At 58.8% G+C, this 19,790-nt stretch carries 18 protein-coding genes and 4 tRNA genes; 6 read left to right on the top strand and 16 right to left on the bottom strand.

Translation table 11 applies throughout. The annotated features are described in order from the left end of the window. Positions 1 to 200 precede the first annotated feature (200 nt). On the top strand, positions 201 to 599 hold the full coding sequence (locus ACYZTL_RS19870; RefSeq protein WP_461953183.1) for an HvfA family oxazolone/thioamide-modified RiPP metallophore: 399 nt from the start codon (positions 201 to 203) through the stop codon (positions 597 to 599). 210 nt (positions 600 to 809) lie between these two features. Here ACYZTL_RS19870 and ACYZTL_RS19865 read toward each other — a convergent pair. The 7 genes from ACYZTL_RS19865 to rluD all read right to left on the bottom strand — a co-directional run bounded on the left by ACYZTL_RS19865 (position 810) and on the right by rluD (position 6,165). Beyond that, positions 810 to 886 (bottom strand) — tRNA-Pro (locus tag ACYZTL_RS19865). Positions 887 to 982: 96 nt separating this feature from the next. Continuing rightward, positions 983 to 1,058: transfer RNA gene (locus tag ACYZTL_RS19860), tRNA-Lys, on the bottom strand. A 5-nt stretch (positions 1,059 to 1,063) separates the two neighbouring features. Continuing rightward, positions 1,064 to 1,140 (bottom strand) — tRNA-Pro (locus ACYZTL_RS19855). 9 nt (positions 1,141 to 1,149) lie between these two features. After that, positions 1,150 to 1,225: transfer RNA gene (locus ACYZTL_RS19850), tRNA-Asn, on the bottom strand. A gap of 401 nt (positions 1,226 to 1,626) precedes the next feature. Beyond that, the gene (clpB, locus tag ACYZTL_RS19845; RefSeq protein WP_461953182.1) at positions 1,627 to 4,191 is read right to left on the bottom strand and encodes an ATP-dependent chaperone ClpB; all 2,565 of its coding nucleotides are present in this window, start codon (positions 4,189 to 4,191) and stop codon (positions 1,627 to 1,629) included. A gap of 295 nt (positions 4,192 to 4,486) precedes the next feature. Next, complete coding sequence (pgeF, locus tag ACYZTL_RS19840) at positions 4,487 to 5,206, bottom strand: peptidoglycan editing factor PgeF (protein ID WP_461953181.1); 720 nt, start codon at positions 5,204 to 5,206, stop codon at positions 4,487 to 4,489. After that, positions 5,203 to 6,165 carry a 23S rRNA pseudouridine(1911/1915/1917) synthase RluD gene (gene rluD / locus ACYZTL_RS19835; protein ID WP_008028788.1) on the bottom strand — a complete coding sequence of 321 codons (963 nt, stop codon included), beginning with the start codon at positions 6,163 to 6,165 and terminating at the stop codon, positions 5,203 to 5,205. Before rluD ends, pgeF begins: the two co-directional genes overlap by 4 nt. Positions 6,166 to 6,316: 151 nt before the next feature. On the opposite strand from rluD, the gene ACYZTL_RS19830 reads away from it, so the two are divergent. From ACYZTL_RS19830 to ACYZTL_RS19815, 4 genes are all read left to right on the top strand, one after another. After that, the gene (locus tag ACYZTL_RS19830) at positions 6,317 to 7,339 is read left to right on the top strand and encodes an outer membrane protein assembly factor BamD (protein WP_461953180.1); all 1,023 of its coding nucleotides are present in this window, start codon (positions 6,317 to 6,319) and stop codon (positions 7,337 to 7,339) included. A gap of 206 nt (positions 7,340 to 7,545) precedes the next feature. Next, the gene (locus ACYZTL_RS19825; RefSeq protein WP_461953179.1) at positions 7,546 to 7,779 is read left to right on the top strand and encodes a PP0621 family protein; all 234 of its coding nucleotides are present in this window, start codon (positions 7,546 to 7,548) and stop codon (positions 7,777 to 7,779) included. Then, positions 7,769 to 9,358 (top strand): ATP-binding protein, encoded by a 1,590-nt coding sequence (locus tag ACYZTL_RS19820; protein ID WP_461953178.1) that lies wholly within the window; start codon positions 7,769 to 7,771, stop codon positions 9,356 to 9,358. The genes ACYZTL_RS19825 and ACYZTL_RS19820 overlap by 11 nt, the downstream gene beginning before the upstream one ends. Next, a complete protein-coding gene (locus tag ACYZTL_RS19815) occupies positions 9,355 to 10,692 on the top strand; it encodes a sigma-54-dependent transcriptional regulator (RefSeq protein WP_461953177.1) in 1,338 nt (445 codons plus the stop codon). Before ACYZTL_RS19820 ends, ACYZTL_RS19815 begins: the two co-directional genes overlap by 4 nt. A gap of 127 nt (positions 10,693 to 10,819) precedes the next feature. Here ACYZTL_RS19815 and thiO read toward each other — a convergent pair whose 3' ends face one another. From thiO to ACYZTL_RS19780, 7 genes are read right to left on the bottom strand one after another with little or no spacing between them, the layout of a single operon-like run. Then, positions 10,820 to 11,920, bottom strand: a complete 1,101-nt coding sequence (gene thiO, locus ACYZTL_RS19810) for a glycine oxidase ThiO (protein WP_461953176.1) — start codon at positions 11,918 to 11,920, stop codon at positions 10,820 to 10,822. A gap of 57 nt (positions 11,921 to 11,977) precedes the next feature. Continuing rightward, a complete protein-coding gene (locus ACYZTL_RS19805) occupies positions 11,978 to 12,376 on the bottom strand; it encodes a type IV pilin protein (RefSeq protein WP_461953175.1) in 399 nt (132 codons plus the stop codon). Between the two features lie 14 nt (positions 12,377 to 12,390). Beyond that, the gene (locus ACYZTL_RS19800; protein ID WP_461953174.1) at positions 12,391 to 15,498 is read right to left on the bottom strand and encodes a pilus assembly protein; all 3,108 of its coding nucleotides are present in this window, start codon (positions 15,496 to 15,498) and stop codon (positions 12,391 to 12,393) included. Next, complete coding sequence (locus ACYZTL_RS19795) at positions 15,485 to 15,967, bottom strand: pilus assembly PilX family protein (RefSeq protein ID WP_461953173.1); 483 nt, start codon at positions 15,965 to 15,967, stop codon at positions 15,485 to 15,487. Before ACYZTL_RS19795 ends, ACYZTL_RS19800 begins: the two co-directional genes overlap by 14 nt. 10 nt (positions 15,968 to 15,977) lie before the next feature. Beyond that, a complete protein-coding gene (locus tag ACYZTL_RS19790; protein ID WP_461953172.1) occupies positions 15,978 to 16,691 on the bottom strand; it encodes a PilW family protein in 714 nt (237 codons plus the stop codon). After that, positions 16,688 to 17,137 (bottom strand): type IV pilus modification protein PilV, encoded by a 450-nt coding sequence (pilV, locus tag ACYZTL_RS19785; RefSeq protein ID WP_461953171.1) that lies wholly within the window; start codon positions 17,135 to 17,137, stop codon positions 16,688 to 16,690. Before pilV ends, ACYZTL_RS19790 begins: the two co-directional genes overlap by 4 nt. After that, entirely contained in the window at positions 17,134 to 17,607 is a 474-nt protein-coding gene (locus tag ACYZTL_RS19780; protein ID WP_461953170.1) for a GspH/FimT family pseudopilin, read from the bottom strand. The genes pilV and ACYZTL_RS19780 overlap by 4 nt, the downstream gene beginning before the upstream one ends. Positions 17,608 to 17,737: 130 nt before the next feature. On the opposite strand from ACYZTL_RS19780, the gene ACYZTL_RS19775 reads away from it, so the two are divergent. Beyond that, positions 17,738 to 18,286, top strand: coding sequence for a GspH/FimT family pseudopilin (locus ACYZTL_RS19775; protein ID WP_461953169.1), 549 nt, complete (start codon positions 17,738 to 17,740; stop codon positions 18,284 to 18,286). On the opposite strand, the gene ispH is transcribed toward ACYZTL_RS19775, so the two are convergent. Continuing rightward, positions 18,263 to 19,210: a 4-hydroxy-3-methylbut-2-enyl diphosphate reductase gene (gene ispH, locus ACYZTL_RS19770; RefSeq protein ID WP_461953168.1), complete on the bottom strand. Its 948-nt coding sequence runs from the start codon at positions 19,208 to 19,210 to the stop codon at positions 18,263 to 18,265. The genes ACYZTL_RS19775 and ispH overlap by 24 nt on opposite strands. A gap of 138 nt (positions 19,211 to 19,348) precedes the next feature. Beyond that, complete coding sequence (fkpB, locus tag ACYZTL_RS19765; protein WP_178128963.1) at positions 19,349 to 19,786, bottom strand: FKBP-type peptidyl-prolyl cis-trans isomerase; 438 nt, start codon at positions 19,784 to 19,786, stop codon at positions 19,349 to 19,351. Positions 19,787 to 19,790: the final 4 nt, after the last annotated feature.

Raw genomic sequence — 19,790 nt, 5'->3', positions numbered from 1 at the left:
GGAGATCTGTGTCTCACTGTATCTCCCCCCCGATTTCGCCCCTTCGCTTACAAACTCTCCCCTTGCGCGACACAGTAGCGATACACCCCGACCGTTAAATGGCCACATCCGAGCAAGGCACCCCGCCAGCTACGGTTATCGCCGCACTTACGTGGCGTCCTTTATCGAACGGTTGTGTCGTGCAACCCAGGAGATTTGAAATGTCCCGTACCACCAAAAACACTATCGGTTTGCTCGGCGCTGTACTCGCTGGCGGCATGATGTTGACCGGCTCGGTTTTCGCTTCGCAGCCTCTGACCCAAGGCTACCTGCTGGCCTCGGCCGAACAGGTGGTGAAAACCCCTGAAGGCAAATGTGGCGAAGGCAAGTGTGGTGATGCGTCGATGGCAAAAACCGACACCGACGGTGACGGCAAGGTGTCCCGCGCTGAATTCCAGAAAGTCGCGCCGAAGTCCAATTTCGACAAGATCGACACCAACCACGACGGCTTCATCGACGAGCAAGAGGCTTACGACAACGTGAAAGCCAACTTCGAAGCCAACGGCAAGAAAATGCCAAAAGGCCTGTTCGAGCACCTGAAAGACCAAGACGGCGCCTAAGCCTGCAAAAACAAAGCCGCGCTTTTCCATCGAAAAGCGCGGCTTTTTTTGTCTGGCGGATTTATACCCGAAAGCGTTGCACCATGCCCTGCAAAGCATTGGCCAGCTTCGACAGCTCGTTATCGGCTAGTTGTATGATGCCTTGAAGGGATTCGACGTTCTCAAAGGCAAAAAAAATCCCCGTATCTTTCGATACGAGGATTTTTAATATGGTCGGGGTAAGGGGATTCGAACTCCTGACATCCTGCTCCCAAAGCAGGCGCGCTACCGGACTGCGCTATACCCCGGTAAAAAAAAGGCGACCTTCACAAGTCGCCCTCTTCGATCAGTGCTTTTGGCCTCTGATCTTAAGATCTGATCCCAGCGTTAACTGGTTTCAAAAATGGTGGGTCGTGTGGGATTCGAACCTACGACCAATTGGTTAAAAGCCAACTGCTCTACCAACTGAGCTAACGACCCAAAAATGGTCGGGGTAAGGGGATTCGAACTCCTGACATCCTGCTCCCAAAGCAGGCGCGCTACCGGACTGCGCTATACCCCGGTTTGAAATTGGCTCCGTGACCAGGACTCGAACCTGGGACCCAATGATTAACAGTCATTTGCTCTACCGACTGAGCTATCACGGAACTACGTATTTCAATTTACAACTGTGAAGCTTGCTTCACCTCTTCGACCCGTTCGCATCGCTGCGTTCGTGTGTCTGAGGCGCGCTATTCTACAATCTTAAGCACCTCTGTCAACCCCCTAAATTGCATTCAAGTTAATGATTTGCAACTTATTTCAGATTTCTGCTTGGGGAGCAGAAACCCTTCCGGGTGACTTACTGCGGGGCGCACTTTACAAGCCTTTTCCTTTCAGTTCAACAACCTGACGAAAAAAAGGCCTCGCAATGCGAGGCCTGCTGTTCAGTTATGGATTGTGTAGGAGCGAGCTCGCTCGCGAAACGCTCAATGACACCGCGTTTTTCCAGAAACTACGCGTTATCGTTAACGACCATCGCGAGCAAGCTCGCTCCTACAACAGTGGATCAGACGAAGACGATTTCGTCGTTTTCCACGACACCCTTGGCGGTATCGCCAGGCATGAAGCGACCCGACAGAATCAGCTGCGCCAGCGGGTTTTCGATCCAGCGCTGGATCGCTCGTTTGAGTGGCCGTGCGCCGTACACCGGGTCGTAACCCACCGCAATCAGCTTGTCCATGGCCTCAGGGCTGAGTTCCAGCTTCAGTTCCCGCTCGGTCAGGCGACTGCGCAGACGACCCAACTGGATCTCGGTAATGCCCGCGATCTGATCCCGAGCCAATGGCTCGAAGATCACCACTTCGTCGACCCGGTTAATGAACTCCGGCCGGAAGTGCGTGGATATCGCATCCATCACCGCCGCGCGCTGAGCTTCACGATCACCGACCAGTTCCTGGATCTGTACCGAGCCCAGGTTGGACGTCATGACGATCACGGTGTTCTTGAAATCCACCGTACGGCCATGGCTGTCGGTCAGGCGGCCATCTTCCAGCACTTGCAGCAAGATGTTGAAGACGTCCGGGTGGGCCTTCTCGACCTCATCCAGCAGGATCACCGAATAAGGCTTGCGACGCACCGCCTCGGTCAGGTAACCGCCCTCCTCATAACCTACGTAGCCTGGTGGCGCGCCGATCAGTCGAGCCACGGAGTGTTTCTCCATGAACTCGGACATGTCGATCCGCACCATCGCCTCTTCGGTATCAAAGAGGAATTCGGCCAATGCCTTGCACAGCTCGGTTTTACCGACACCGGTCGGGCCGAGGAACATGAACGAACCGCTTGGACGATTCGGGTCGGACAATCCGGCTCGCGAACGCCGCACCGCGTTGGAAACAGCGATCACCGCTTCGTCCTGGCCGATCACACGTTGGTGCAACAGGCTTTCCATTCTCATCAGCTTGTCGCGCTCGCCTTCGAGCATTTTCGACACGGGGATGCCGGTCCACTTCGACACGACTTCAGCAATCTCTTCTTCGGTCACCTTGCTGCGCAGCAACTGGTTTTCGCTTTTGCCGTGCTGGTCAACCATTTGCAGGCTGCGCTCCAGGTCCGGGATCACCCCGTATTGCAGCTCGGCCATGCGGTTCAGGTCGCCTTTACGGCGCGCAGCTTCCAGTTCCTGGCGGGACTGTTCGATTTTCTGCTGGATCTGCGCAGAACCCTGGACTTCGGCTTTTTCCGAGTTCCAGATTTCTTCGAGGTCCGAATACTCGCGCTCGAGACGAACGATTTCTTCCTGGAGTTTTTCCAGGCGTTTGATCGCCGCTTCGTCGCTTTCTTTCTTCAGCGCCTGGGATTCCACCTTCAGCTGAATCAGACGACGCTCAAGACGGTCCAGCACTTCCGGCTTGGAATCGATCTCCATGCGGATGCGGCTGGCGGCTTCGTCGATCAGGTCGATGGCCTTGTCCGGCAACTGACGATCAGTAATGTAGCGATGACTGAGCTTGGCGGCAGCGATGATCGCGCCGTCGGTGATCGCCACTTTGTGGTGAACTTCATAACGCTCTTTCAGGCCACGCAGGATCGCGATGGTGTCTTCTTCGCTCGGCTCATCCACCAACACTTTCTGGAAGCGTCGCTCGAGCGCCGCGTCCTTCTCTATATATTGGCGGTACTCGTTGAGCGTGGTCGCGCCGACGCAGTGCAGCTCGCCGCGAGCCAACGCAGGCTTGAGCATGTTGCCGGCATCCATCGAGCCTTCGCCCTTACCGGCGCCGACCATGGTGTGCAGTTCGTCGATGAACAGAATGATCTGCCCTTCCTGCTTCGACAGTTCGTTGAGCAGGGATTTCAGGCGCTCTTCGAACTCGCCTCGATACTTGGCACCGGCAATCAGCGCACCCATGTCCAGGGACAACAGGCGCTTGCCTTTCAAGCCATCCGGCACTTCGCCGTTGATGATGCGCTGGGCCAGGCCTTCGGCGATGGCGGTTTTACCCACGCCAGGTTCACCGATCAGCACCGGGTTGTTTTTAGTGCGGCGTTGCAGCACCTGAATCGTCCGGCGAATTTCGTCATCACGGCCGATCACCGGATCGAGCTTGCCGTCTTCGGCGCGCTTGGTCAGGTCGACGGTGTATTTATCCAGCGCCTGACGCGACTCTTCGTGGTTGGCGTCATTGACCGCCTCGCCACCGCGCAGGTTGTTGATCGCGTTTTCCAGGGCTTTCTTGCTCACACCCTGGCCGAGCAACAATTTGCCGAGTTTGCTGTTCTCGTCCATGGCGGCGAGCAACACCAGCTCACTGGAAATGAACTGGTCGCCTTTCTGCTGAGCCAGACGATCGGCCTGGTTGAGCAGACGCGCCAAGTCCTGCGACATGTTGACGTCGCCGGTCGGATTCTGGATTTTCGGTAATTGGTCGAGCTCTTTGGTCAGCTCTTTACGCAGGCTGTTGACGTCGAAACCGACCTGCATCAGCAGGGGTTTGATCGAACCACCCTGTTGCTCAAGCATGGCCTGCATCAAGTGCGCCGGCTCAATGCCGGGATGGTCAAGGCCGACGGCCAGCGATTGAGCGTCGGATAGAGCTAACTGCAATTTGCTGGTTAAACGGTCTATACGCATGGGTCACCTTCCTTTTTGAGCAGGCCGGACCTATAAAACATCCTGAATGAAGAAACCTGCCAGATACCGCTATAGATGTGGTCGATTCTGGGAGTTTCAAGCGTCGTGACGCTGATGCAGATCAGGGGAGTCTAGCGTGTGCCCTGTCTCACGAAGACGTTCCTCTTTTGACGAGTGGCTGTTGTCGTCAGACAAGGCGCCGCGACGAGTCATAGCTCGCTATGGCGAGGAGCGGCAACGCAGCATGACGGCAACAGACGCCGTCAAAAAGGAACAGGCTTCATGAGACAGGGCACTATAACCAGACAAGGGAGGCGAACCGACCGGTTCTCGGGCTGCGACGGTAAGAAAAGAAGCGTGGATCGGTCACGGTGCAGAAACCGCCACCGTAAACAGCGGTGACACCGCGAGCGGCCAGCCGTAAGCGCGCCAACTCATAAATGTCGGCCATGAACTTGCCGACGTTCTGACTCGGTGTGAAGGCTTTAGCGGCTTCAGGCAGTTGCTCGACGAAGGTTTCGCGCACTTCCGGGCCGACTTCAAAGGCTTGCGGGCCGATCGCCGGACCGAGCCAGACCAGTACGTCTTCCGGTGGCACGGCCAGCGCGTCGAGCGTCGCTTCGAGCACACCCGCCGCCAGCCCGCGCCAACCGGCATGAGCCGCTGCGACGCGAGTGCCGGCACGGTCGCAGAACAACGCAGGCAGGCAATCCGCCGTCATCGCCGCGCAGGCAATACCGGGCGTTGCCGTCCAACTGGCGTCGGCGGTGGCCACAAGACTTGGGTCCGCATGAGCCACGACAATGCCGTGCACCTGCTTCAACCAGGCCGGCTGAATAGAGAAATGATCGGTGAGGCGACGGCGGTTTTCGGCAACAGCGTCGGGGCTGTCGTCGACGTGATCGCCGAGGTTGAGGCTGTCGAACGGCGCCAGACTGACGCCGCCCGCACGGGTGGTCACGCAGGCTTTCACCCCGGCAGGCGCAGGCCAGTCGGGAATCAGCCAGTCACTCATCCGATGAACGCCTCGCGGTCTTGCTTGAGCAACGTCAGCAACCAGACGAAGTCGTCCGGCAGTGGCGATTCCCAGCTCATGCGTTTACCGGTGGTCGGGTGATCCAGCTCCAGGAATCGCGCATGCAGGGCCTGACGCGGGAACGTCTTCAAGGAATCGACCATGGTCTGGCTGGCGGCTGGCGGGATACGGAAACGACCGCCGTAGGCAGGATCTCCGACCAACGGGTAGTTGATGTGCGCCATGTGCACCCGAATCTGGTGGGTACGACCGGTTTCCAACTTCACCCGCACGTGAGTGTGGGAGCGGAAACGCTCGAGCACGCGGTAATGACTGACGGCTTGCTTGCCACCTTCCATCACGGCCATGCGCTGGCGTTGCTGGCCGTGACGACCGATCGGCGCGTTGATCTTGCCGCCGGCGGTCACCACGCCAATCACGATGCATTCGTAGATGCGGCTGACGCTGCGGCTCTGCAACTGTGTAACCAGCTGCGTCTGCGCCTGAATGGTCTTGGCCACCACCATCAGACCGGTGGTGTCCTTGTCCAGGCGATGCACGATACCGGCGCGGGGCACATTGATAATGTCCGGCACGTGGTGCAGCAAGGCGTTGAGCAAGGTGCCGTCAGCGTGACCGGCAGCCGGGTGCACCACCAGGCCCGCAGGCTTGTTGATCACGAGGATGTCGTCATCTTCATAGACGATGTCCAGCTCGATGTCCTGAGCGATCCATTCGCCCTGAGCTTCCTGCTCGGCAGTCAGCTCAAGAATGGCGCCACCGTGAACGATGTCTCGCGGGCGGATTACCGCCCCATCCACAGTCAGGCGGCCGTCTTTGATCCAGGCGGAAAGGCGCGAGCGCGAGTGCTCAGCGAATAATTGTGCGGCGACTTGATCGAGGCGTTGGCCGCCCAATTCGGACGGCACCTCTGCGCGAAGTTCAATTTTATCGGACATGCTCGGACTAGGCGTCGGCACAGCCTTTGGTTTCGGCTGCGCGCTTGTGGTTAAATACGGCGTCTTTTGCCCCGAGGCTATTCAACGGGGCGCTCATCATAACAGGACGGCCCCGCCCAAGACAGCGGCCGTCATAGGGACGCAAGCCGCCATGCAAGTGAAACACCTGCTGCTGATCGCCATCCTCGCATTGACCGCTGCTTGCTCATCGAAGGAAGTCGTAGACGAAAACCTGAGCGAAGTCGAGCTGTACCAGCAGGCTCAGCACGATCTGGACAACAATAGCTACACCGCCGCCACAGCCAAGCTGAAGGCGCTGGAGTCGCGTTATCCGTTCGGCCGCTACGCCGATCAGGCTCAACTCGAGCTCATCTACGCCAACTACAAGAACACCGAGCCAGAGGCTGCGAAGTCTGCCGCCGAGCGTTTCATTCGTTTGCACCCACAGCATCCGAACGTGGATTACGCCTACTACCTCAAGGGTCTGACGTCTTTCGACCAGGACGTCGGCCTGCTGTCGCGTTTCCTGCCGCTGGACTTGACCAAGCGTGACCCGGGCGCTGCCCGCGACTCCTACAACGAGTTCGCCCAGCTGACCAGCCGCTTCCCGAACAGCCGCTACTCGCCGGACGCCAAGCAGCGCATGATTTACCTGCGCAACCTGCTGGCGGCCTACGAGATTCACGTTGCCGACTACTACTTGACCCGTCAGGCCTACGTCGCGGCCGCGAACCGTGGTCGTTATGTGGTGGAAAACTTCCAGGAAACCCCATCGGTGGGTGACGGCCTGGCGATAATGACCGAAGCCTACCAGCGTCTGCACCTTGACGACCTGGCGGCCACCAGCCTCGAAACCCTGAAGCTCAACTACCCGAACCACCCAACCCTGGTGGACGGTCAGTTCGTGCCGTCGGTGGCTGAAGCCGACAACCGTTCGTGGCTGAGCAAGGCCACCCTGGGCCTGATCGAATCCCGTCCACCGCTGCCGCCGGGCGAAACCCGCGCCAACCAGGACGTACAGAAGCAATTCCAGGACGCCAAAGACGCGATTCCGAACGATCTCAAGCCTAAAGATGGAAATGGCGACGTGATCGAAGAAGAGGAACACGAGTCCGAAGCCAACAACAGCGACCGCTCGTGGTTCAGCTACATGACCTTCGGCGTGTTCGACTGATATACGTGGCCCCTGTAGGAGCAGCCGGTCGACGCTCGATTGCTCGCGAAAAACGTCCAGACGACGCGTTCATTCAGACAGCACGCGTTATCGTTGACGTCCTTCGCGAGCAAGCTCGCTCCTACCGAGGTTTAACGGTGATTACGCTGTGCGCCGGACATGTCCTTGGCTAAACTGCAGAATCACTCGTCATAAAGCAGCTCACCATGCTTCGTTTATTGTTCTGGATCGCCCTGATTGCCGCTGCGGTATGGTTCTGGCGCAAGTTCAAGGGCCAGGCTTCCGTGCCCAAGTCCTCTGCCGAACTGGAAGCCGCGCCCATGGTCCGTTGCGCCCATTGTGGCGTCCACCTGCCCCGCGACCGCGCGCTGAGCCTTCAACAACAGTGGTATTGCAGCCAGGCTCACCTTGAGCAAGGCCCGGGCACCAGTGATCGCTGAGACGTCCAGTCGCGGCAGCAAACAGGCTCAGCGACTGCTGCGCCTTTATCATCTCTACCGTTTAACTGTCGGCATCACCCTGGTGCTGTTGATCTCCAGCGACCTGGACAACCAGTTGCTGACATTTTCCAATGACGATCTGCTGCGCAGTTGCAGTTGGTTGTACCTGGTGCTGAACATTCTGCTGGTGGTCTTCCTTGAGACCCCCCGTCGTCCCGCGCAGCTGTTCAGCCTGTCCCTGATCGATGTCCTGCTCCTGTGTGGCTTGTTCTATGCCGCCGGCGGTGTCGCCAGCGCCATCGGCAACCTGCTGATTGTATCGGTGGCCATCAGCAATGCCTTGTTGCGAAGTCGTATCGGCCTGTTGATTGCCGCCGTTGGCGCACTTGGCATCGTCGGGCTGAGTTTTCTCCTGAGCTTCAGCCATCACGCCAGCCCTAACGATTACCTGCAAGCCGGCACGCTCGGCGCGCTGTGTTTTGCCGCGGCCTTGCTGGTGCAAGGGCTGATCGAGCGTGTGGAGGTCAGCGAAACCCTCGCCGAACAACGGGCCAGTGAAGTCATGGGCCTTGAAGCCCTTAATGCGTTGATCCTGCAGCGCATGCGCACCGGCATCCTCGTGCTCGACGACCAACGCCGAGTGCGACTGGCCAATCACAGTGCCCGGGCCCTGCTGGGCCGGGACAACCTTGAGGGCCAACGGATCGACGACTGCTCCCCCACTCTCGTCGAACGCCTGCACCTGTGGCTGAACAATCCGACGCTGCGCCCCAAAAGCCTGAAAGTCACCAGCAGCGGCCTGGAATTGCAACCGAGCTTCATTTACCTGGACCAAAGCCCACACCACCAAACCCTGGTCTTTCTTGAAGACCTCGCGCAAATCGCCCAGCAGGCGCAACAACTGAAACTCGCCGCCCTTGGCCGCCTGACCGCGGGCATCGCCCACGAAATACGCAATCCACTGGGCGCCATTAGTCATGCCGCTCAGCTATTGCAGGAATCAGAGGAACTGAACAGCGCGGACCGACGTCTGACCCAGATTATTCAAGATCACTCTCAGCGCATGAATCGGGTTATCGAAAACGTCCTGCAACTGTCCCGCCGCCAGAAAACCGTGCCGCAACGACTCGATTTGAAGCCGTGGCTGGAGCAGTTGGTCGCCGATGTCCGGGAAGGGGCGTTCGAACGCCAGCAGATTCACCTGCGTATCGGTTCAGGCGACTTCAAAACCCTGATGGATCCCAACCAACTGACCCAGGTTCTCGACAATCTGATGCGCAACGCCTGGCGCCACAGCGCTCAAAACCACGATCAGGCGCAGGTCTGGCTTGATTTGTTCATCGACTCCGACACCCAGCTGCCGATCATCGAGGTGCTGGACGATGGCCCCGGCGTGGCGCCGGATCAGCAAGTGCATCTGTTCGAACCGTTCTTTACCACCAGCGCCCAAGGCACAGGCCTCGGGCTTTATCTGTCCCGTGAACTGTGCGAAAGCAACCAGGCCCGCCTAGACTTCAAACCACGCCAAGGCGGCGGCTGCTTTCGCATCACTTTTGCTCACGGACGGAAACAACGTTGAACATAAGCCCACAGCAAAAAGTCCTGATAGTCGACGACGAACCGGATATCCGCGAACTCCTGGAAATTACCCTGGGACGAATGAAACTCGACACCTTCAGCGCCCGCAACCTTGACGAAGCCCAGGCGCTATTAAAGCGCGAAACGTTCGAGCTGTGCCTGACCGACATGCGCCTGCCGGACGGCACCGGCCTTGAGCTGGTGCAACACATTCAGCAACGCTACCCCCAACTGCCGGTGGCCATGATCACCGCTTATGGCAGCCTCGAAACGGCAATCAACGCGCTCAAGGCCGGTGCTTTCGACTTTCTGACCAAACCGGTGGACCTCACCCGCCTGCGCGAACTGGTCACCAGCGCACTGCGCATGCCCGCGCCGGGCGCCACCGTCGATCGTCGTTTGCTGGGCGACTCGTTGCCCATGCGCAATTTGCGTAAACAAATCGACAAGCTGGCCCGCAGTCAGGCGCCGGTGTACATCAGCGGCGAATCCGGCAGCGGCAAGGAATTGGTCGCTCGGCTGATCCATGAACAAGGGTCGCGCGCCAACCAGCCGTTTATCCCGGTGAACTGCGGTGCGATCCCGTCGGAACTGATGGAGAGCGAATTTTTCGGGCATCGCAAAGGCAGCTTCAGCGGCGCCATCGAAGACAAACCCGGGCTGTTCCAGGCAGCCCATGGCGGCACGCTGTTCCTCGACGAAGTGGCTGATTTACCGCTGGCGATGCAGGTCAAACTGTTGCGGGCGATCCAGGAAAAAGCCGTTCGCAGCGTGGGCGGGCAACAGGAAACCGTGGTCGATGTGCGTATCCTCTGCGCCACCCACAAAGACCTCGCCGCCGAAGTCGCCGCCGAACGCTTTCGCCAGGATTTGTACTACCGACTCAACGTCATCGAACTACGGGTTCCGCCCTTGCGCGAACGCCGCGACGACATCGAATCGTTGGCTACTTATGTCCTCAAACGTCTGGCAGCCGGCAGCGGCCAGCCCGCCACGAAGCTCCACCCGCAAGCCCTTGAATCGCTGAAGAGCTATCGCTTTCCGGGCAACGTGCGGGAACTGGAGAACATGCTCGAACGGGCTCACACCTTGTGCGAAAACAAGCAGATCGAAGCCAGCGACCTGCGACTGACCGAAGGCAACTGCACCGCAGACAGTGGAGTGCCGGACCTGACGCAGATCGACAATCTGGAAGACTATCTCGACAACGTCGAACGCAAACTCATTCTCCAGGCCCTGGAGGAAACCCGCTGGAACCGCACGGCGGCGGCTCAGCGGCTGAATTTGTCGTTTCGGTCGATGCGTTACAGGCTCAAAAAATTCGGTTTGGATTAAAGGCCCCTTCGCGGGCAAGCCCGCTCCCACAGGATTTGTGTCGATCACAACACTTTCAATCGACTCAAATCCTGTGGGAGCGGGCTTGCCCGCGAAGACGATCTGACAGACTCCGAATATTTCGTGACTAGATCCGCCCGGTCGGCGCATACGGCGCCGGATCAATAATCGGCGCCCTGCCCAGCATCACATCCGCAAACAACTGACACGACGCCGGCGCCAGCACCAAGCCGTTTCGGTAATGCCCGCAGTTGAGCCACAACCCGTCAAAACCCGGCACCCGGCCAATGTAGGGAATCCCTTCCGGCGAACCCGGCCGCAGCCCGGCCCAATGCCCGACCACCTGGGCATCCGCCAGCGCCGGAATCAACTCCACCGCAGAGGCCTTCAGACTCTCCAGCGCAGACCCGGTCGGCGTCTTGTCGAACCCTTCGTGCTCCAGCGTACTGCCAATCAGAATGTGACCATCGCGCCGGGGAATCGCATAACGCCCCTTGGCCAACACCATGCTCGGCAAGAAGTCCGCCGCGCACTTGTAGAGAATCATTTGCCCTTTCACAGGCTCGACCGGCAGTTCCAGACCCAGGCTTTTGAGCAAATCACCGCTCCAGGCGCCAGCAGTCAGCACCACCTGATCACCGTGGACAGCGCCCGCCGAAGTCTGCACGCCGACGACGTTATTGCCTTCACGGATAAACCCGCTGACCTCGCACTGCTCGTGAATCGTCACGTTCGGTAGCGCCAGCAAAGCCGCCTTGAGGGATTTCACCAGCCGCGGATTGCGTACATTGGCCACGTCGGCCATGTAGATCGCCCGGGAAAAACCGGAGCCCAATACCGGCACGGCATCGCGTGCCGCCGAGATATCCACAGCCCGCAGCGGACGGTTTTCCCGCTCGGCCCAGGCCAACGCCTCGGCCTCATCATCCAGATCCAGCCAGTACAGGCCGGTGGTGTGCACCTCGGGATCAACTCCGGTCGCGGCAAACAGCCGCTCGCCCAGCTGTGGATAAAAATCCTGCGACCAGTGGGCCAGTGCGGTGACCGCCGGGCTGTAGCGCCATGGGTAGAGTGGAGAAACGATGCCGCCACCGGCCCAGGACGATTCCTGACCGACATTCGAACGGTCCAGCAGCACAACGCTCTGTACTTCGGACGCGAGATTGAACGCCGTCAGCAGGCCAATCACACCGCCGCCGACAATCACCACTTGCTGTTGCATGGTCATGTTCCGATCCAACCGTTAAATAGACAGAGGGCGCAAAAGGCGCCCGAAAAAGGAAACTCAGCGGCCCCAGCAATCCTTGGTGGTCAGCCCGGTCTTTGCACCGACCATGCTTCTGACACCGGTGTTGGTGATGGTGAAATCGCCACACTTGTCAGTCGCCATGCTGCCGGCCTTGCGTGCAGCGGTCAGCAGGAAGGTCTGGTCGGTCAGGGTCGGGGTGATGGTGTAGTAGTCATTGCCGGTGCTCAGGCCGGTAGCACCGGTGTAGACATTACTCTTCGAGTAAAACCGTTCGAGAATTTGCGCCTGCTCGGAAAGCAGACCGGCCACTTCAGTCCGACGCCCCTTTTTCACGTATTCGGTGAGGCTCGGGTAGCCAATGGTGATGACGATCCCGATGATCGCAATCACGATCATGATTTCAATCAGGGTAAAACCTCGGTTGGATCTGCGCATGCCTCAACTCTCACTTACTGAATTTGTCGCCACATGATGCGACGGCTGCCGCCGCCGGCTTTTTCCACCAGCGTAGTGGGCGTTCCGCTGGAATCGTTCACGATCTTGCGGGCTCCGCCGTTGACGATGGCGTTCAAGACCGGCATCCCTCCAGTAAATATCACTCCACTGGATATCGTGTCCGCACTGTCGACCACCCCGTCGCCATTAGTGTCGAGCACCGCGTAGTTGAGCATCTTACCGCTGAACGCATCCAGTTCGACCAGTTTGCCGGTGCCGAAACTGGCACAAGGATCCGTGGTGTCCACAATGGCCGTGGTAAACACGATTCGCCCAAGCACCAGCGCCGCCTGGTTAATCACCCGCTCACCGGTCAATACGCTGTTGTAGACCAGTGGCAAGTACCAGCCCTTCTCCGCCGGATAAGTCGTTTCGTTCTGGCTCGTAGTAATGAATTGCCCCGAGCTTCCCGAGAACACGCCCGTCACCGACTGGGCCTGCAAACTGGACGTGGTGATCTGTCCGGAGCCGCCGTCCGCGTCCCATACCGCATAGAACGCCTGCAGGTCCTTGTTGGTCTTGTCGACGGTCTCGTTGAACTTGCCGGTGCCGAAAAACACCACTTTACCGCCCAGTGAATTGTCCGCCAGTAACGGCTGCGCAGTGATCGGCTGGGTGGCACCGCCAGCCGTTGTGAACAACGGCTTACCGGAAAACGCCACGCCCCAGGTGTCGGTGGTGGCGCCGCTCAGATCAAACTTCCATAACCGCCCTTTCAGATCTCCGCCATATGCAGCCTGCACCACATTCTGCGAATTGACCTTGAGTTCCACCGAAGACAGGCCGTTGGTGGTCTCCGTGCTGTCGATGACGATTTTCTTGATCAGCGACCCATCGCGAATATCGACCACATACAACGCCGCCACGCCCGATTTGCTGCCATAGCCGTTGGAGATAAACGCCGCCCAACGACCATCGGCCAAGCGTGCCACTTCCGGACGGGCGTAGGCATAACCCAGATCATTGAAAACGTTCGCCGTATTGGCCGTGGCGGGTGCACTGAATTCCCACAACGCCTTGGTCACGTTGCCGGCCGAAGCGTCAAACAGCTGCAGCGCGTAAAACGTCTTGCCACCCGCCCCTGTCCCGCCGATCGACAGGGTTTTCCAGGCACTGTTGAATTGTGCATCGAATACACCGACCTGCCCGTCGACCAGAAACTTGTGGCTGACGCCGTTGATGTAGGCGGTATCGGCGATATAGCGCAACGATGGCAGCACACTGGACGGCATGTAGGCATAGCGCCTCGCGCCGTTACCCGAGTTGATGACGCTGACAAAACCGTCGTTGGCGTTGACCACCAGGCTGGAGTTCATGTTGGTGGCTTTAGTGGCCAGATAGGTGCTGTAGCTGGTGTCACCCACCAGATCGGACGCGGTTTTGTCCGTCGGCGAGGCCAGCACCAAAGGCGAGTTGATAATGTCACCGAGCAACACGCTGCGCACTTTCAACCCGGTCTTGTTGGTGCCCTTGCTCCACTCCACCAGATCGCTGCCGGTGATGCCGGTGGGCAGCCCCTGACTCAACACCGTTTGCTGCGCCGGGGCAAAGTTGGTGTAAGCCAGTGTCACGGGGGCGTTGCTCACGTTGTTCCAGGACTGGTAAATCGGCGCCGTGGCGCCGGGGACGATGGCCGTGTCGGTGGTCCAGAGCAGCGAGGCGGTATTGACCGCGCCAGTGGCGGTGAACCCATAGGATTTTATGGTGCCGCGCCAGTCCTTGGGGTCGTAACTGGTCTGGTAGTAAGAGGAACCAGCCCCGACGATTGCGCTGCTGGTGGTGCCGCTCCCCCCTGAACCGGCTTTCGACGTGATGTCGCTCAGGGCGGATGACAGCGCAGTGTTGAGGCCGGCGCTGTCAGTTGCCTGATAATACCTGCCCTGCCCGTAGCTGGCGGTGTCCGACAACATCTGATTCGCTACAGCGAAGCCTACAGTGTAGGTGTTCATGTTCTGCTTGGGGAAATCTGCGGCGTTCCAGCTTTTGCCGCTGGCGTCGGTACCGGTGGTGCGCATGTCGATGTCGAAGGCGAATTTGGCAATGTCGTCCAGGTACAACGTGTCACCCTCGCCATCACCGGAGAGGTTGTCGCCATCGTTCGCGCTGTTGCCGTCCCAGTTCGGCAAACGGCTGCCACCGAGCGGATCGTTGGTCGGGAAGGTCCGGTCGAACGTAGGCAGGCCATCGGTGACCACCACGCCGTAGTTTTTCTGGCAGCGATACTGGATCGGGCTGGTGTAAGTGGTTGGCGTCGAGTTGTAGTACGGCGCCATGCCGCGCATGTACCGCGTGATCTCGTAATAGGTTTCCGCCAACGGTGTATTGGCGATCGCACTCAAACCATCGATCAATGAAATCAGGTTGTCAAAGTTGGTTTGCGCCTGTCCCTGAGTGGTACTCCCGCCAGCAGATAGATCACTGACAGCGCGGGCGATAAACCCGCCGGGACCGGAATTACTGCCCGAGGGCGGGTTGAATGTCGCAAGCCCGATACGCAGCGCGCGATTACTGGTAACCAGAGTCGTAGAAACATCCTTCGCTACGTTCATTCGGTAATCGTTGGGGATGGCACCAGTGCCAGTGGTGAAGTCCCTGCTCGACCCATTCGCCAGACTCACCAGATAAGACAGATAGCCAGCCGTATAACGCGTGCTTTCATTGCCCACCGGATCGGGCAACTTCAGGCATATCGACGACACCCCCGATCCCCGAAAAAAACCGTACCAGTTACCGTTGTTGGAGCAACCGCCGCGATTAAGGCTCGACAAGGCGATATTGGTATCGCTCATGTCCAGATTCTGACCGCTGGAACATGACGAGTTGGAGCTGCAAATCGCAATTTGTGCACGGTTGATTGTCGGATCGAAACCCGGCGCCCAAATGATGTTGTTCATGCTTCCTGAATCGTCGATCAACAGCATCACGTTTGGCGGCACCGCCGCAGCGCTCAGCAGGGGCGAGTCCGAGGGTGTGAACGCGTACGCAGGGGCTGACAGGTACAGACCCAATGCAACGCCAGAAAGCAACTGCCAGATCCCGGAATACCTATCAGTACTTGGCATAGATGCTCTCCACCACACTGCGAACGTTATTACCCACGATGGCCACTGCCGTGACCCGATAAAGCGTCGCAGAGGTGTTGCTCGGTACATTCACGGCGTTCAACGTGGTGCCGATGTTCTGCACCCCGTAGAAACCGTTCGCGGCGGCGATCCAGGTGACACCCGAAGTGGAGTTGAGCCCCGCGGCGGTGATCGACGACGACTCGACCGGCGGCGCGCATTGCGTGGTGCCGCTACAAACCGCCAATGCATAAGTACTCAGTTGCACTGCACTTTCGCCGATGCGCAACGCAGCTTCGGCGATCTGGAACGACTGATTTCGCAGGGTCACGCTGCTGGCCATTTTTTCCTGCAGAGTGGCGTTCTGCATCGATGAAATGCCGATCAGTGTCAGCAACAGCAGAAACACCAGGCTGACCAGCAATGCCATGCCGCGCTGGGCATGAGAGGTCTTGGAAGAAAAACTCATCGGCCCTCCCTTATGGCAAGCGGTTGCGCAATGCGGCAACCACGTTGAAGGTTTGATCGCGAACGCGACTGTTCGGATCTCTTAGCGTTAGCGTCAGGCGCACGCTACGGATTCGCGCAGGGTCGGACGGGTTGGTGCTGTAACTGGAAGCAGCCGTATCGGTGGCCGACGCAGCCAGGCCGAAGCTCACGTTGAAAGCACTTACGTTGTCGATCAGCACCGCCTGAGTCGGCGTCCCGATGCCATTGCCCATTGTCAGTTGGCCGTTCTTGAGGCTGTAGATCAGTCGTCGAATCGGAAACGCCAATTGTCCTGTGGCGGGAGCCTGCACATTGGAGTAAGCCGTCGCCGTGTTTCGGCAATCCGAAACCACCGTCCAGGTCGGCGTACCTCCACCCGCTCCGACATCGGCGGTCACCAGGGTCAGCTTGAGGTTGGCATTGTCCCAGCTGATCGGCGTTACCTGGCTGGCAGTGAAACTCGCCCCGGCGCTTGCATCAGTAATCGTCCCCAGACAACCAAACATCCCCACCATGCGGATTTCCTGAATCATCTTGCTCAGCACGAAACGCGCATCTTCCTGCAGGTTCGCCGCCGCGCTCTGACTGACGTAGGTGTTCTTGGCCGCGATAAAAATCTGCGCCACGCCAAGTACCACGACCAGGCTCAATGCCAGGGCGATCAGCATTTCGATCAGGCCGAAACCTCGATTGAGACGGATCATGGCGTCGCCACCGGATCGATGGCGGCGCGACTGGTCAGCACAAAGCTGCGACGGGAGTTGGCGGTGTTGGCAGCCCGCGAGTCGTCCCAGGTGATGGTGATCGTGTACACCCGTTGATTAAGGGTGACGCTGCTTGTGGCGGTGCTGCCGAGAATACTGACAGTGTTGGACGTGAAGTCGTACAGGTCCTGATCTCGCGCGACATTCAGGTTGCCCGTCGTCGGTGGCGTGACGGTGTAATCGGCACCGGAGTTGGCGCGGATGCGGTCCATCATGTCGTAGGCAATAAAACTCGCCTGGCTGGTCATTCGCGAGCTGTCGGTGTACTTCAGCGCATTGAGCTGAAACGCCGCCGCCCCCAACAGGCCCACGCTCAGAATCAACAACGCCACCAGAACCTCGATCAGCGTCATGCCTTCCTGTGCACGCTTGCTCCATTCCCTCATCCGCAATTTCCACCCAATAGAATTCGTCCGTTCAAACACACCGTCAGCGTCCTGCTTTGCGCCCCCAGTACGTAGCTGATAACCACCGCCGTGGACGGTGCCGACAGACCGCCCAGATTGTTGAAATCGATGGAGGTCACTCCTGAGGTTAGCGTCAGAGTCGCTCCGCTGCTCATCGCTGGAACAACCCGCAATACATTGGCCGGAGTGCCAGTACTGTCATAAACCGTCAGTTCCCCGGTCCAGACAGTGCCGCCCGCCGTCGGTCGCACCCGGGTGGTAATGCCCCGATCAATGGCTTCAAGCCTGGCGAAATTCAGGCCGCGCTGCAGGTCGCTGATTTCAGTGTCGGCCTTGGTGCCTTGCACCGAACGGGTAAACGCCGGCACCACCAGGGTGATCAGAATCAGAAAGACCGCGAGCGTAATCAGCAACTCGATCAGCGTGAAACCTTTTGTACGATGATCCATCGGTGCCCTCCGTTGCCGTCGGCTATACCTGCTGTTACACGCTAGAACATTCGATGGACAGATGTACGGTTGTTTTGCCATTAGTCGCGCAAGGATTGTGCGAGCTACCGCATTCCAGGGAGGTGATTGCATGCGTCAGCAGGGTTTCAGTCTGGTTGAACTGCTTATGGGACTGACGATTCTCGGGATTGTTCTGTTACTGGTCAGCCCGGCGCTCGCCGCGCTTACCGAGTCGAACCATCGCGAGGAGGCGGCGAAGTCGCTTGCCAGCGGCATGCGTAGCGCCAGAAGCGAGGCGATCACGCGAAACCAGACTGTCGTCATTCACGGGATAAACGACGATTGGGGCCAAGGTTGGCGGATGATTCTGGATTTAAATGGCAAGGGACATGAGGACAGCAGCAATCCGCTGCTGGTCGAGCGCCGAAGTGGCGCTCGGGTGCCGATTGTCGGCAATCGACCGGTCAGGAGTTTTGTGCGATTCAGCGGTCTGGGCGAGCCGCTGTTGCCCAGCGGCGCCTTCCAGGCAGGGACATTGCACATTTGCGCTACCCGTGAGCCGGTGAGTCAACTCCAGGTGGTGCTGGCCCGGACCGGCCTCGTCAGCCTGCGCAGCAAAAAGACTGAACAGACACTGTGCGTGGGAGGAGAAGACTCAGAGCAGCGAACGGACGCGTAACTCTTTAGGCATGGAAAACGTGATGTTCTCCTCGCGACCGGCCAGCTCATCAGCACCGGTAGCGCCCCAGGCCTGCAACTGCTGGATCACGCCACGCACCAGCACTTCCGGCGCAGAGGCACCTGCGGTAATGCCAATGCGCTCGACACCATCGAACCAGCTCTTTTGCAGGTCTTCGGCGCCGTCGATCAGGTAGGCCGGGGTGGCCATGCGTTCGGCCAGCTCGCGCAAGCGATTGGAGTTGGAGCTGTTCGGGCTGCCGACCACCAATACCACATCGCATTCGTTGGCCAGTTGTTTGACTGCGTCCTGACGGTTTTGCGTCGCGTAGCAGATGTCGTCCTTGCGCGGACCACCGATCGCCGGAAAGCGCGTACGCAGGGCGTCGATGACGCGGCTGGTATCGTCCATGGACAGGGTAGTCTGGGTGACGAACGCCAGTTTTTCGGGATTGTGTACTTGCAACGCGGCAACGTCTTTCTCGTCCTCGACCAGATAGATCGCGCCACCATTGCTGCCATCGTACTGGCCCATGGTGCCTTCGACTTCCGGGTGACCGGCGTGGCCGATCAGGATGCATTCACGACCGTCACGGCTGTAACGCGCGACTTCGATGTGCACCTTGGTCACCAGCGGGCAAGTCGCGTCGAACACTTTAAGGCCACGGCCGGCGGCTTCGGTGCGCACAGCCTGGGAAACGCCGTGGGCACTGAAGATCACGATGACGTCATCCGGCACCTGATCCAGTTCCTCAACGAAGATCGCGCCGCGAGCACGCAGGTCTTCAACGACGAATTTGTTGTGGACCACTTCGTGGCGCACATAGATCGGCGGCCCGAAGACTTCCAGGGCGCGGTTGACGATTTCGATCGCCCGGTCCACACCGGCGCAGAAGCCACGGGGGTTGGCGAGTTTGATTTGCATGCTGTGCCTCGTGTCTTGCCCTGTAGGAGCGAGCTTGCTCGCGAAAAACGAGCAGGCACCGCATTTATCCAGGATATAAGCGTTATCGTTAACGACCATCGCGAGCAAGCTCGCTCCTACAGTAAGCCGGTTTGTCAGTTACAACGATTTGACGTTGATGATTTCCACGTCAAAGGTCAATGTCTTGCCAGCCAGCGGATGGTTGAAGTCGATGGTCACTTGCTCGTCATCGAACTCTTTCACCACGCCTGGCAGCTCAGTATTGGCCGCATCGTTGAAGATCACCAGCAAACCCGGTGACAGTTCCATGTCCTTGAACTGCGAGCGCGGGATGATCTGTACGTTTTGCGGGTTAGGCTGACCGAAAGCATTTTCCGGCTGAATCGTCAGCGTACGCTTGTCGCCCGCCTTGAAGCCGAACAGTGCCGCTTCGAAACCTGGCAACAGGTTGCCGTCGCCGACCTGGAAGGTCGCCGGGGCTTTGTCGAAGGTGCTGTCGACGGTGTCGCCGTTCTCCAGGCGCAGTGCAAAGTGCAGGGTGACTTCCGTGTTCTGGCGGATGCGTTGCTCAGCCAATACC

The organism is Pseudomonas sp. LB3P81 (genome assembly GCF_054897965.1).
This window is presented reverse-complemented; position numbering and strand designations above follow the sequence as displayed.

Bases quoted from the DNA above. Each gene is read 5' to 3' on its own strand.
- ACYZTL_RS19870 (WP_461953183.1), top strand. From the start codon at position 201: ATGTCCCGTACCACCAAAAACACTATCGGTTTGCTCGGCGCTGTACTC.
- clpB (WP_461953182.1), bottom strand. From the start codon at position 4,191: ATGCGTATAGACCGTTTAACCAGCAAATTGCAGTTAGCTCTATCCGAC.
- pgeF (WP_461953181.1), bottom strand. From the start codon at position 5,206: ATGAGTGACTGGCTGATTCCCGACTGGCCTGCGCCTGCCGGGGTGAAA.
- rluD (WP_008028788.1), bottom strand. From the start codon at position 6,165: ATGTCCGATAAAATTGAACTTCGCGCAGAGGTGCCGTCCGAATTGGGC.
- ACYZTL_RS19830 (WP_461953180.1), top strand. From the start codon at position 6,317: ATGCAAGTGAAACACCTGCTGCTGATCGCCATCCTCGCATTGACCGCT.
- ACYZTL_RS19825 (WP_461953179.1), top strand. From the start codon at position 7,546: ATGCTTCGTTTATTGTTCTGGATCGCCCTGATTGCCGCTGCGGTATGG.
- thiO (WP_461953176.1), bottom strand. From the start codon at position 11,920: ATGACCATGCAACAGCAAGTGGTGATTGTCGGCGGCGGTGTGATTGGC.
- ACYZTL_RS19805 (WP_461953175.1), bottom strand. From the start codon at position 12,376: ATGCGCAGATCCAACCGAGGTTTTACCCTGATTGAAATCATGATCGTG.
- ACYZTL_RS19800 (WP_461953174.1), bottom strand. From the start codon at position 15,498: ATGCCAAGTACTGATAGGTATTCCGGGATCTGGCAGTTGCTTTCTGGC.
- ACYZTL_RS19795 (WP_461953173.1), bottom strand. From the start codon at position 15,967: ATGAGTTTTTCTTCCAAGACCTCTCATGCCCAGCGCGGCATGGCATTG.
- ACYZTL_RS19790 (WP_461953172.1), bottom strand. From the start codon at position 16,691: ATGATCCGTCTCAATCGAGGTTTCGGCCTGATCGAAATGCTGATCGCC.
- pilV (WP_461953171.1), bottom strand. From the start codon at position 17,137: ATGAGGGAATGGAGCAAGCGTGCACAGGAAGGCATGACGCTGATCGAG.
- ACYZTL_RS19780 (WP_461953170.1), bottom strand. From the start codon at position 17,607: ATGGATCATCGTACAAAAGGTTTCACGCTGATCGAGTTGCTGATTACG.
- ACYZTL_RS19775 (WP_461953169.1), top strand. From the start codon at position 17,738: ATGCGTCAGCAGGGTTTCAGTCTGGTTGAACTGCTTATGGGACTGACG.
- ispH (WP_461953168.1), bottom strand. From the start codon at position 19,210: ATGCAAATCAAACTCGCCAACCCCCGTGGCTTCTGCGCCGGTGTGGAC.